Raw genomic sequence first — 12,296 nt, 5'->3', positions numbered from 1 at the left:
ATGCCGGATACCTCGTGCTTGCCGGCTAACTGTGGAATACCAACGCACGCCGAACGGTCCCCTCTCCCTTCAGGGAGAGGGTTAGGGAGAGGGAGCGGAGTCAACCCAAGACACTAATATCCCCGGCAAACTCCCCCTCACCTCAATACGCAATACAAACCGACTTCCCCTCCGTGAACCCCTCGATCGCCGCCCGTCCGAACTCCCGTCCCAGCCCCGACTGCTTGTAGCCGCCGAACGGCAGGTTGGGGTCCACCGGCACGTGGTTGTTGACCCACACCGTGCCCGCCTCGATCCGCGGGATCAGGTCCATCACCCGGCCCAGGTCGTTGCTCCAGATGCTCGCCGCCAGACCGTAGGGGTTGTCGTTGATCTGCGCCACGGCGGCGTCGAGGTCGTCGTAGCTCAGCACCGAGAGCACCGGGCCGAAGATTTCCTCGCGGGCGCAGGCCATTCCGGCGTTCACCCCGGCCAGCACCGTCGGTTCGACGTAGTAGCCGGGCAGGTCCGGGCGGCCTCCGCCACAGACGAACTGCGCGCCCTGTTCGCGGGCCAGGGCCAGGTGGCGCAGCACGCTGTCCTGCTGGCGGCGCGAGACCAGCGGGTTGACCTGGGCCTGCGGGTCCAGGCCCGGGCCGATGCTCAGCTTGCCCACCTGTTCGCCCAGGCGCTCGACGAATTCGGCGTGGCGGCTGGCGTGGACGAACAGCCGCGAGGCCGCCGCGCAGACCTGGCCCTGGTTCAGCAGGCCGCCGCCGATGGCGCCGGCGACGGCCTTGTCCAGGTCGGCGTCGGGCAGCACCAGCATGGGGTTCTTGCCGCCCAGTTCGAGGGTGAAGCGCGTCATGTTCTGCAGGGCCGCGCCGCCCACCAGCTTGCCCACCGCGGTGGAACCGGTGAAGGACACCTTGTTCAGCTGCGGGTGCGCCACCAGCGCCGCGCCGGCTTCGGCGCCGCCGAGCAGGACGTTGAAGACGCCGGCGGGGATGCCCGCCTCGATGGCCAGCTCGGCCACGCGCAGGGCGGTCAGCGGCGTCTCGTCGGCCGGCTTGATGACGATGGCGCAGCCGCAGGCCAGCGCCGGCATGACCTTCCACAGGGCGATCATCAGCGGGAAGTTCCACGGCACTATGCCGGCCACCACGCCCACCGGCTCGCGCCGGGTGTAGGCGGAAAAACGCGCGCCGGCCGGCATCGGGATGGAGACGTCCAGCGTCTGCCCCTCGATCTTGGTGGCCCAGCCGGCCATGTAGCGCATGTAGCCGAGGGAGGCGCCGACCTCGATGGCCCGGGCGATGTGGATCGACTTGCCCTGTTCCAGGCTTTCCAGCTGCGCCAGTTCCTCGGTGTGGCGCTCCACCAGCTCGGCGAAGCGCAGCAGCAGGCGCTCGCGCTCGCTCGGCGCCAGGCCGCTCCAGATGCCGGAACGGAAGGCGCGGTGGGCCGACTGCACGCAGGCGTCGACCTGCTCCAGGTCGGCCAGGCGCACTTCGGCCAGGGGGCTGTCGTCGGCGGGGTTGCGCAGGGTGCGGCGGGCGTCGCCGCGCGGCGCGCATTGTTCGCCGTCGATGAAGGAGGCGTGGGCGCGGGCGAGATAGGCCTGCACCTCCGGGAGGATCGGGATCAGCGGGCTGGACATGGGCAACTCCTGGGCTGCGATGGTCGATGGCCCAGGCTAGCCGCGGCGCGCGTCGGCGGCTTGTCCGAGCCTGCCAGGCGGGCATGACCGCGGCTGCCGCCTGGCAGCCCTGGACAAGTCCGCCGGCAAGCCTGGGCAAGACGCCAGCAGGCGCCGGGCGCAGAGTGTCGGCCAGGCCCCATCGTGCCGCCCCTGCCTAAGCCACAACAAACCAGAACATCTGCTTAGAGGCCCACCACCATGTCCATCCAGCAGCAGCTCGACGCGCACCTCAAGCGCGGCACTGTCGGTTTTCCCACCGCCCTGGCCAGCACCATCGGCCTGATCATGGCCAGCCCGGTCATCCTCACCGCCACCATGGGCTTCGGCATCGGCGGCAGCGCCTTCGCCGCGGCCATGGTGATCGCCGTGCTGATGATGCTGGCGCAGTCCACCACCTTCGCCGAGGCGGCCTCGATCCTGCCCACCAGCGGCTCGGTGTACGACTACATCTCCTGCGGCATGGGGCGCTTCTTCGCCATCACCGGGACCATCGCCGCCTACCTGATCGTCCACGTCTTCGCCGGCACCGCCGAGACCATCCTTTCCGGGGTGATGGCGCTGGTGAACTTCGAGCACCTCAACACCCTGGCCGAGTCCGCCGGCGGCTCCTGGCTGCTGGGCGTGGGCTTCGTGGTGGTGTTCGGCATCCTCAACGTGTTCGGCGTCAACGCCTTCGGCCGCGCCGAGGTGGTGCTGACCTTCGGCATGTGGAGCACCCTGATGGTGTTCGGCGTGCTCGGCCTGCTGGCCGCCCCGGCGGTGCAGCTGGACGGCTGGTTCGGCGCCTCGCTGGTGGGCACCGACCTGCAGACCATCCTCTCGCTGGTGGGCATGGCCATGTTCATGTTCGTCGGCTGCGAGTTCGTCACCCCGCTGGCGCCGGATTTGCGCAACTCCGCCAAGGTGATGCCGCGGGCCATGGCCCTGGGCCTGTTCGGCGTGGCCTCGTGCATGTTCATCTACGGCGCGGCGATGAAGCGCCAGGTGGAGAACGTGCTGCTCGACCCGGCCGCCGGCGTGCACCTGCTGGACACGCCCATGGCCATCCCGCGCTTCGCCGAGCAGGTGATGGGCCAGGTCGGCCCGCTGTGGCTGGGCGTGGGCTTCCTGTTCGCCGGCGCAGCCACCATCAACACCCTGATGGCCGGCGTGCCGCGCATCATGTACGGCATGGCCGTGGATGGCGCGCTGCCCAAGTGCTTCGCCTACCTGCAGCCGCGCTTCAAGACGCCGGTGCTGTGCATCCTGGTGGCGGTGCTGATCCCCTGCCTGCACGCCCTGTGGCTGCGCGGCAACACCGACCACATCATGAACCTGGTGCTGGCCGCGGTCTGCGCCTGGAGCACCGCCTACCTGCTGGTGACCCTCTCCGTGGTGCTGCTGCGCATCCGCCGCCCGGACCTGCCGCGGGCCTACCGCTCGCCGCTGTTCCCGCTGCCGCAGATCGTCTCCAGCGTCGGCATCCTCATCGGCATGTGGTACATCACCCCGCCGGGAATGAACCCCGCCGACATCTACGTGCCCTTCGCCGTGATGCTCGGCCTCACCGCCGCCTACGCGCTGGTCTGGACCCTGCTGGTGCAGAAGGTCAACCCGTTCCGCCCGGTGCCGGTGGAAGAGGTGCTGGAGAAGGAGTTCCGCGCCGAACCCGGCATCCATTCCAGCGAGTTCTACGGCCATGCTTCCAAGGCTGTCTGACTGGCTGCGCCGGCCGCCCTCGGGCTACCGCCCGGGGGTGACCCTGGAGCAGGCCCGGCGCAACCTCGGCGGCCTGGCCTTCGAAGCGCTGGAGCCCGGCGCCGGGCGCTTCAGCACGGTGGACGGCGGGTTGGTGTTCGAGCTGCGCGAGCGGCCCCAGGCGCAGTTCCTCATGCACCTGGTGCTCACCGAGTTCGTCGTCGAAGGGCCGGCGGCATACTCCGGCGAGGCGCGCTTCGAACTGCGCCACCAGGGTGTGCTGCGGCGCCAGGGCGTGGAATGCCGCCAGCGTGCCGGCGACCCGGCGCTGGGCACGCGCCTGGCCGAGCGCCTGGCGGCCGACGAGCACCTGCAACGGGCGCTGCCGCCGCTGGACTTCAAGCGCCTGGAACTGGAGTTCGGCGCCGGGCGCTGGCGCATCCGCCTGGAACATATGGCCGCCAGCGAGGTGGTCAACCGCCTGCCCAGCTTCCGCCGCTACCTGCGCCTGGAGCGCGAACAGCGCGACCACCTGCTGCGCGCGCTGTTCCACCTGGGGCGCCTGCTCGGCGAGCTCTGAGCGCGGCGTTCGTTTACAGGTTATCCACGTCCCCTGGCATGCCAGCTGCATAGGAAACGGCTGTCAGAAATTCGTTGCGGGCATTTCGATAACATGTTAACTGTTTCGCGACAACAACAACGCCACCCCACGGAGGTGCGTATGCAAGCCCATCATGCCGCCCAGGTCGGGCTGGAAGGCTGGAGCGCGGCGCTGCGCTCCATCTGCGGTCAGTTCGAGACGCAGCTGGCCTTCAGTCGTTCGCTGTTCATCGGCGAGATCCACGCGCAATCGCACTCCGGCCTGACCATGGCGCACCTGCGCACCAATGCCGGGCTGATCGCCCGCAAGCGCCTCAATGCGGACCAGGACGACGACCGCCACTGCTTCCTGATCAGCCAGCGCAGCGGCTTCTCCCAGGTCAGCCAGAACGGCGTGGACATCCAACTGGCCCCCGGCGAGCTGCTGCTGATGGATTCGGTGGGCAGCTGCGAGATCACCCCCTTCGGTCTCATCGAGCACGCCTCCCTGCACCTGCCGCGCGCGGCGCTGGACAAGGTGCTGCCCGGGCGCAGCAAGTTCGGCAAGGTCTCCGCCGCCTGCGCCAGCGGGCGCATGTTGCACCTGCTGGTGGACCAGCTGTGCCGCGAGTCCGGCTCGAACCCCGCCGGCGCCGAACGCGAGGCCCTGGAGAACGCCTTCATCGCGCTCCTGCCCACGGCCCTCGGCAGCCACGGCGAGACGCCCGGCAGCGAGGCGCTGCAGGGCGGCAACCTGCGCAGCTACGTGCAGAAGGTCATCGACGAATCCCTCACCCAGCCGGGCCTGAACCCCCAGGGTCTGGCGCAGCGCCTGAACATCTCGGTGCGCCACCTGTACCGCCTGTTCGAGGAACAGGGCGACAGCGTCTGCCGCTACATCCAGCGCGCGCGCCTGCAGCGCAGCGCCGACGACCTGGCCAACCCCATCCTGCGCGGCGAGTCGATCACCACCATCGCCTACAAATGGGGCTTCACCGACTCGGCGCACTTCAGCCGCGCCTTCAAGAAGCACTTCGAGCGCTCGCCCAAGGACTACCGCGCCAGCGCCCTGAGCGTGGCCTGAGTCAGAGCAGCTGGTCGATGAGCACGGCGTTGCTGTAGATCAGGCTGCCGTCGCTGGCGCGGTGGCCCACCAGGTGGAAGTGGCCGCGTTCCTCCTGGTCCAGGTAGACGCGCATCCGGCAGTCGGACAGCGGGCCGTAGCCCTCGGGCAGGTCCAGTTCCAGGGTGCTCATGTCGACGTCCACCCAGGCCTCGCGCTCGTGGGTGCGCTGCAGTTCCTCCTCGGCGTCTTCCAGGTGCCGGCGGTCGGTGCCGCTGAGGTAGAAGTGGATGTCCTCGATGGGCATGGACTTGGCGTCGGGGTCGGGCTTGTACCAACCTTCGATGGTCAGGGTGCTCATGGCGTGGCCTCCAGTTCTTCGTCGGCCGGCACGGATGCCCGGCCTTCTCCTGGATTGGACCACGGGTTCGCCGGGCTTTCTTCCACGCCTGGACAAACGGATCGGCGGCCGCCGCGGGTGCGCCGGCCGCCGATGGCTCAGGCCGCCAGTTGCCGCGCCAGGTCCCGCACGCGCTGGTGGAGGAAGGCCGCCACCTCGCTGCCCGGTTGCTGCAGGCCGAGGAATTCCAGCAGCGGGTCTTCCACCGCGGTGCGGATACCGCTCAGTTCCTCCAGCACCGCCAGGCCGCAGAAGGGTACGTAGGCTTCGGCGTAGCCGCCCTCGTGGACCAGCACCAGGCGCCCGTCGCAGAGCTGCTCGGTGGCTTCGCGCAGGCGCGCGGTCATGGCGCGGAACGAGCCGCTGTGCAGCAGCATGCGCGCCAGCGGGTCCACGGCGTTGGCGTCGTAGCCGCAGGCGACGATGATCAGTTGCGGGCGGAAGCGCCGCAGGGCCGGCAGGACGATTTCGTCCAGCGCCTGCAGGTAGGCGTCGTGGCCGCTGCCGGCGGGCAGCGGGACGTTCAGGTTGGCGCCCAGGCCGGCGCCGCGGCCGCGATCGGCGACGCCGCCGTAGCCGGGCGGGAAGCAGTTCTCCTGGTGCAGCGAGACGCTCAGCACGTCGCCGCGCTCCTCGTAGATGGCCTGGGTGCCGTTGCCGTGGTGCACGTCCCAGTCCACCACCGCCACCCGCTCGATGCCGTGCCGCGCCCTGGCCGCCTCGATGGCGATGGGGATGTTGGCCAGCATGCAGAAGCCCATGGCCTGGTCGGCCAGGCAGTGGTGGCCCGGCGGGCGCGACAGCGAGTAGGCGTTGTCCGCCTCGCCGCGCAGCACGCAGTCCACCGCGGCCATGGCCAGGCCGGCGGAGAGCCGGGCGATCTCGTAGCTGCCCGGGCCGATGGGCGCGTGGTCGCCCAGCTCGCCGCCGCCGGCGTCGCTCAGGGCCTTGAAGCGCTGCAGGTAGTGCTCCGGGTGGACGCGCAGCAGGTCCTGCTCGCTGGCCGGCTCGGCGCTGCGCAGGTCCAGCTGGCGGGTGAGGCCGGAAACGTCCATCAGGTTCTTCAGGCGCCGTTTGCTTTCCGGCGACTCGGCATGGCCGCCGCCGGCCGGCGGCTGCACCCAGCCGCCCACGGGCAGGAACAGGGCATGCTGGCTGGCGCTGTGCCAGAGGCTCAGTTCATCGAAGAAGAACGCGGTGCGTCGGGTCATGGAAGGCTCCATTCACGGGGATTCACAGGGATTCACAGGGGTTGCGCAGTGGCGGCCGCCGCGCGCGGGCGGCTGCCGAGGATCAGGGGCAGGGACAGCGCGGTGAGCGCGGCGGCGCCCAGCAGCAGGCCGTGGAAGCCGCCGTCGGCGCCGATCAGCCGCCCGCCGAGGGCCGGGCCCAGGGCCAGGCCGGCGCCTATCACCAGGTTGCTCAGGCTCATCAGCCGGCCGCTGGCGTCCAGCTCGGCGAGGCAGGCGAGGATGAAGGGCAGGGCATAGGTCCAGGTGAACTTGAACAGCAGCGCGGCCAGGGCGAAGCGCGCCAGGCCCGGGGCGCCGAGCAGCAGGAGGATGGCCAGGGCCATCAGCGCGAAGCCGGCGGCCAGCTGGCCCTCGCGGCGCCAGCGCTCGCCCGCCAGGCTGGCGCAGGTGGCGCCGGCGATGCCGGCCAGGGTGGCCACGGCCAGCACCTCGCCGCCCAGGGTGGCGGCCAGCCCGGCGCGCTCGCCGATGGCGCCGACGAAGGTCCAGACCGCGCTCAGGGCGACGTAGAAACCCAGCAGGCCGAGGATGGCGGCGGCGATCTTCCAGCGCGGCGCCTCGACGGTCCTGCGCGGGCCGGCGGCGGTCATGGCGCCGCTCGGCAGGGCGCGCACCAGCGGCAGCGCCAGCAGCATCAGCGCGGCCAGGGACAGGTAGCCGGCGCCCAGGCCGTAGGCCTGGTACAGGCGCGGCAGCACGGCCAGGCCGACGGCGCCGAGCACCAGTTGGCCCAGCACCCAGATGCCGTAGGCGCGGCTGGGGTTGGGCATGCCGGCGGCGCAGGACAGGCAGAGGATCATCAGCGAGCCGCCGCAGAAGGCGCTGAGGGCGCGCAGCACGAGCAGCGCCTGGTAGCCGCCGGCGTTCGCCGAGGCCAGGTTGGCGAGGATGAAGCCCAGCGCCGCCAGCAGCCCGGCCAGGCGCCAGTCCACGCGCCTGAGCCAGAACAGCGAGGGCAGGGTGGCCAGGCTCATGGCGCCCAGTTCGACGGCGAACAGGTCGCCGATGCGCGCCGGCTCCAGGTGCAGTTGCGCGGCCAGTTGGCTGGCGATGGCCGGGGCGGTGAGCAGCACCGCGGGGGTGATGGCGGCGAACAGCACCACGGCCGCCAGCAGGGCCGGCGAGGGAATGCGCGGAACAGTCATGGCGGCGACCTCAGAAGGCATGGACGAAGCGCAGCAGCAGGTTGTCCTGGGCATACGCGTTGGCGGTGGAGACATTGCGGGTGAGGCCGAGCAGCACCTGGTTGCGCTTGTCCAGCCAGTGGCCGACCTCGAAACCGGCCTGGGTGTAGCGCTGGTGGCTGTCGTCTATGTCGTGGCCGCCCAGGCGCAGGGCGCCGCCGTCGGCGGCGATCAGGCGCAGCGCGGCGTAGGTGGCGGGGGTGAAGTCGTAGGAGGCGAAGGCCTGCAGGCGGTACAGCGGCTTCTGTTCGAGGGTGGCGCCGAGGTAGTCGTCGTTGTTGCCGTAGAGCTGGGCTTCCAGGTTGGCCTCCAGCACCCAGTTCTCGCCCACGCCGCGGGTGTAGTTGTAGTTCAGGTGCAGCGCCCAGCGGTTGGCGCCGGGCGACACGCCCGGGTCCTTGGCGTGGTATTCGCCCAGGGGCAGGCTGACCAGGGCCAGCAGGCCGCTGTAGGTGCGCGTCTGCGGCTCGTCGATGAAGAGCAGCGTGCCGCCCACCTGTGGGTCGCCCACCCCGCGTTCGCGGCTGCGTTCGGCGGCGCCGGGGCCGCGCGCCTCGATGTCGGCGTAGGGCACGATGAACTGCGGCGTGCACAGGCGCCCGCAGATGTCGCTGAACCACAGCTGGCGGTAGGCCAGGGCGTTCACCTTGAGGTCGGCCTTGCCGCTGCTGTCCGCCGCGCCGTGGTAGTCGTCGGAGCGCGTCAGCGGCAGGTAGGTCACCCCCAGGCTGGTGCCCACGGGGGCGGAAAAGAAGTCGCGGGCGTTGAGGTCGGCGGCCTGGGCCGGGCCGAGGTACAGCGCGCCAAGGGCGCAGAGCGAAAGGCTTCGGTGCAGCTTCATGGTGGTTTTCTTCTTCTGTCGGTGAGGCGGGCGAAAGCCTCCCCTGGCGCCGCGCGCGGGCGCGGCGTCGGGATGTGGAGGCGTTGGGGAAATGCGGCCGGCTATCAGCCGGGCGGGTGGTGCAGCAGCTGGGCGATGCCGGCCTTGCCGTTGACGCCGAGCTTGCTGTAGATGCTGCGGATGTGGTGGCGCACGGTGTTCGGCGCCAGGCCCAGGTCGCGGGCGATTTCCTTGTAGGTGCTGCCCAGGCCGAAGCGCTGCGCCACCTCGGCCTCGCGGGTGCTCAGGCGGGCCATGGCCGGGCACAGGCGGGCGCTGAGCAGCAGCAGGTCGTGCACGGCGGTGGCCTGCAGTTGCAGGTGCTGGCCGCTGTAGCCGGCGGCCGGGTCGACCTCTGCCGGCAGGCGCGGGCCGGTCCAGCGCGGCCATTCGCGCAGCAGCAACTCGACGAAGCCGCGCTCGGCATAGTGCAGCAGGCCATGCCGGTCGCACACCGCCAGGGCCAGCGGGTTGGGCGCGTCCAGGCGCTCGCGCAGAGCCACCAGGGCGCGGATCTGGTTGGCCCCTTCGGCGGCCACCAGGTGCGGCATCATCTGGTCCACCAGGAAGCGCTCGCTGGCGTCGAAGGGGCGCGCGCCGGCGCGGCGGTACAGGCTCAGGTGCAGGCTGAGCTGGGTGCGCGGGTCGATGTGGATGATGCAGAGGAATTCGCCGAAGCCGTGGCGCTCGGCCAGCCAGCGCAGGCCGGGGGTGCAGTCGGCGGCGTGGGTGTCGATGCGCACCGAGTGGCCGGGCGTGGCGTAGACGCGCTTGACGGTGATGTCCTGGTGGCGGATCGCCTGCCAGTCCTCCAGGTAGCTGTCCGGCAGCCGGTAGAGGTGGCTGCTGTGCTCCAGCGGCAGGCCGTCGACCAGGGCCGCGCGGCCCCACCAGGCCATGTCGAAGTCCAGCAACTGCTGCAGGCGGCCCATGGCGGCGGCGTGGAAGCCGGGCAGCGCGCATTCCTGGGCCAGGCGCTGGAGGTCCAGGACCAGGGCGTTGAATTCGCTGAAGCGCTGGGCGCCGAAGGACAGGTCGAGGGTGCTGCTCATGGGGTTCCCCTGCTGCGACTTTAGTTGTTGTTGTCAGTCATCAGTGAGCGGCCGGGTGTCGGGACGACAGGGCAGGGCCTGGGGCTGAGTATCCGCATCGCGGCGCGCGCGCACCATCCTGCAGATGCAGGATGGGCGGGTGGTTCAGGCCAGCGCGGCACTGCTTTCCGGCAGGGTGGCGCCGCCGTCCACCACCAGTGTCTGGCCGGTGATGTAGGCGGCGGCGTCGGAGGCGAGGAAGAGCATGGCGTTGGCGATGTCCGCCGGCTGGCCGAGGCGGCCCAGGGGGATGCCGGCGGCGATGCGCGCTTCCAGTGCTGCGTCGCCCAGGTTGGCCATGGCCGGGGTGTGGATCATCCCCGGCTCCACGCCGTTGACGCGGATGTTGCGTGGCGCCAGTTCCAGCGCGGCATTGCGGATGAAGCCGTTGACCCCGGCCTTGGACGCCGCGTAGTGGCTCAGCCCCGGGTAGGCCACCCGGTTGCCGGTGACCGAGGAGGTGGCCAGCACGCAGCCGCCGCCGCGCGCGGCGAACAGCGGCAGGGCGGCCTGGGTCAGCCAGAACAGCGCGCCCAGGTTCACCGCCAGGGTGCGCTGCAGCAGCTGCGGGGTGATGGCGGCGAAGTCGGTCAGCGGGAAGTAGGCGGCGTTGTGCACCAGCACGTCCAGGCCATCGAGCCCGGCGAGGGCGGTGGCGATGGCCGGTGGATCGGCCAGGTCCACCGCCAGCGCCCGTGCCTCGTGGCCCTGGCTGCGCAGTTCGCTGGCCAGGGCTGCGACGGCCTGCTCCTGGCGGTCGAGCAGCAGCAGCGAGGCGCCGGCTGTGGCGAAGCCCTCGGCGATGCGGTGGCCGATGCCCTGGGCCGCGCCGGTGACCAGCACGCGCCGGCCGCTGAAGTCGAAGCGCGTCATGGCTGGTTCTCCATGCGTTCGAAGGCGAGGGTGGGCAGGTCCACCACGCTGGCGCCGCCGTCGGCCACCAGGCAGGCGCCGGTGACGATGGCCGCCGCCTCGCTGGCGAGGAACTGGCACAGCCCGGCGATCTCGTCCGCCGTGGCCGGGCGGCGCAGCGGCACCTCGGCGGTGACCCGCGCGTAGGCGGCGTCCAGGCTTTCGCCATGGTGCTGCATCAGCGGCTGCATCTCGGCGTCGGCCATGGGCGTGCGCACCCAGCCGGGGCACAGGGCGTTGACGCGCACGCCACGCGGGCCGTAGTCACGCGCCAGGGAGCGCATCAGCCCGAGCAGCGCGTGCTTGGCGACGGTGTAGCCGCACACGCCGGGCCCGGCCACCAGGGAAGCGATGGAGCCCACCAGCACCATGTTGCCGCGCCGTTCCAGCAGCGATGGCAGGCAGGCGCGGGCGCTGGCGAAGGCGCTGTCGAGGTTGCCGCGCAGGGCGTCGCGCCAGGCCTGGTCGCTGGTCTCGCCGGCCGCGCCCAGGCCGTGGCCGCCGGCGCAGGCGACCAGCACGTCGATGCCGCCGAAGGCCGCTTCGATGCGCTGCACGAAGCCCTGCCAGGTTTCGCCGTCGGCGGCGTCGCCGGCCAGCACCAGGCCGCCGCACCGGGCGGCGACCTGCTCCAGGGCCTCGCGGCGGCGGCCGATCAGCACCACCTTGTCGCCCGCTTCGGCGAAGCGCCGCGCGCAGGCAGCGCCTATGCCGGTGCCGGCGCCGGTGATGACGACGACGCGGCCGCTCACGGGTACACCGTGCGGTTGAGTTCGTCGCAGTAGGAGGCGACCGGGAAGTTGGACAGGTCGTCGAAGCCGCTGCCGGCGTAGCCGAAGATCTTGCCGTCGCTGCGGTGCTGCTGCAGGTCGATCATCACCAGGCCGAGGGTGGGGACGATCTTCTCGCGCCAGACGAACAGGTACAGCTGCTCGGCGACCTTGTAGTAGTGGCAGCGGTCGGTGTCGCACAGCCCGGCCTCGACGCCGGCCAGGCACTGCCAGGTGTAGAAGCCGTCGTTCAGGTAGATGTGCTCGTAGACCTCGGTGGGGCTGTAGCGGTAGCGGTTGCGCAGGCCCACCAGTTCGCTGCTCGGCGTGTGCGGGCAGGCGCCTTGCTGCCAGGGGCGGTCGAGGCTGCCGTGGAGGATCTGCACTTGCACGCCGGTCAGTTCCTTGCCGGCCAGGGCGCGGGCGTAGAGGCCTTCGCCGGTCTCGGCGGCGTCGGGCAACTGGCCCAGCACGGCGGTGAAGGACTGGCTGTGGCGGTCCAGCACCAGGCTGACCGACCAGGCCTGGCCATCCTCGCGCTTGATGAAGTCGACCAGGACGATGCCGGGGCGCACCGAGGTGGCGCGGTAGGCCGCCTCGCCCGCGGAGTGGCCGTCGGCGGCGCGCCAGCGGGTGGTCTCGGCGTCGAACCGGTGCTCGATGCGCCAGCCGTTGGCGAAGTGCAGCTCCAGGCGCTGCCCGGCGAGGTCGGCCAGGCGCGGCAGGATGAAGGCCTCGGGGGCGAAACCCTCGGCGAGGGCGCCGACGGTGATCCAGTCGGAAGAAGCGGTCATGGGGGGACTCCT

The 12,296-nt window shown here is 71.1% G+C and carries 12 protein-coding genes; 3 read left to right on the top strand and 9 right to left on the bottom strand.

Annotated features, from left to right (window positions below; genetic code table 11):
- Nucleotides 1-142: 142 nt before the first annotated feature.
- Nucleotides 143-1,639, bottom strand: coding sequence for an aldehyde dehydrogenase family protein (locus RN02_RS12415; RefSeq protein ID WP_043314782.1), 1,497 nt, complete (start codon nt 1,637-1,639; stop codon nt 143-145).
- Nucleotides 1,640-1,879: 240 nt separating this feature from the next.
- On the opposite strand from RN02_RS12415, the gene RN02_RS12410 reads away from it, so the two are divergent.
- The 3 genes from RN02_RS12410 to feaR all read left to right on the top strand — a co-directional run bounded on the left by RN02_RS12410 (nt 1,880) and on the right by feaR (nt 5,021).
- Entirely contained in the window at nt 1,880-3,379 is a 1,500-nt protein-coding gene (locus RN02_RS12410; protein ID WP_043314781.1) for an APC family permease, read from the top strand.
- Nucleotides 3,360-3,938, top strand: a complete 579-nt coding sequence (locus tag RN02_RS12405) for a DUF3156 family protein (RefSeq protein WP_043314780.1) — start codon at nt 3,360-3,362, stop codon at nt 3,936-3,938. The genes RN02_RS12410 and RN02_RS12405 overlap by 20 nt, the downstream gene beginning before the upstream one ends.
- A 141-nt stretch (nt 3,939-4,079) precedes the next feature.
- The gene (gene feaR / locus RN02_RS12400; protein ID WP_043314779.1) at nt 4,080-5,021 is read left to right on the top strand and encodes a transcriptional regulator FeaR; all 942 of its coding nucleotides are present in this window, start codon (nt 4,080-4,082) and stop codon (nt 5,019-5,021) included.
- Between the two features lies 1 nt (nt 5,022).
- Here feaR and RN02_RS12395 read toward each other — a convergent pair whose 3' ends face one another.
- The 8 genes from RN02_RS12395 to RN02_RS12360 form a co-directional block, all read right to left on the bottom strand.
- On the bottom strand, nt 5,023-5,361 hold the full coding sequence (locus tag RN02_RS12395) for a hypothetical protein (protein WP_009621654.1): 339 nt from the start codon (nt 5,359-5,361) through the stop codon (nt 5,023-5,025).
- A 137-nt stretch (nt 5,362-5,498) separates the two neighbouring features.
- Nucleotides 5,499-6,611, bottom strand: coding sequence for a class II histone deacetylase (locus RN02_RS12390; protein WP_043314778.1), 1,113 nt, complete (start codon nt 6,609-6,611; stop codon nt 5,499-5,501).
- 32 nt (nt 6,612-6,643) lie between these two features.
- Nucleotides 6,644-7,798, bottom strand: coding sequence for an MFS transporter (locus tag RN02_RS12385; RefSeq protein ID WP_043314776.1), 1,155 nt, complete (start codon nt 7,796-7,798; stop codon nt 6,644-6,646).
- Nucleotides 7,799-7,808: 10 nt separating this feature from the next.
- Nucleotides 7,809-8,678, bottom strand: a complete 870-nt coding sequence (locus RN02_RS12380) for a transporter (protein WP_043314775.1) — start codon at nt 8,676-8,678, stop codon at nt 7,809-7,811.
- A 104-nt stretch (nt 8,679-8,782) separates the two neighbouring features.
- Nucleotides 8,783-9,769: a response regulator transcription factor gene (locus tag RN02_RS12375; protein WP_043314774.1), complete on the bottom strand. Its 987-nt coding sequence runs from the start codon at nt 9,767-9,769 to the stop codon at nt 8,783-8,785.
- A gap of 144 nt (nt 9,770-9,913) precedes the next feature.
- Complete coding sequence (locus tag RN02_RS12370; RefSeq protein ID WP_043314773.1) at nt 9,914-10,681, bottom strand: SDR family oxidoreductase; 768 nt, start codon at nt 10,679-10,681, stop codon at nt 9,914-9,916.
- Nucleotides 10,678-11,472, bottom strand: coding sequence for an SDR family NAD(P)-dependent oxidoreductase (locus tag RN02_RS12365; protein WP_043314771.1), 795 nt, complete (start codon nt 11,470-11,472; stop codon nt 10,678-10,680). The genes RN02_RS12370 and RN02_RS12365 overlap by 4 nt, the downstream gene beginning before the upstream one ends.
- A complete protein-coding gene (locus tag RN02_RS12360; protein WP_043314770.1) occupies nt 11,469-12,284 on the bottom strand; it encodes a molybdenum cofactor biosynthesis F family protein in 816 nt (271 codons plus the stop codon). The genes RN02_RS12365 and RN02_RS12360 overlap by 4 nt, the downstream gene beginning before the upstream one ends.
- Nucleotides 12,285-12,296 lie beyond the last annotated feature (12 nt).

It is taken from the genome of Pseudomonas sp. PI1, from assembly GCF_000812405.1.
Lineage (GTDB): Bacteria > Pseudomonadota > Gammaproteobacteria > Pseudomonadales > Pseudomonadaceae > Pseudomonas > Pseudomonas citronellolis.
Note: the sequence above shows the minus strand (reverse complement) of the source record. Positions and strands in the feature narration are given on the sequence as shown.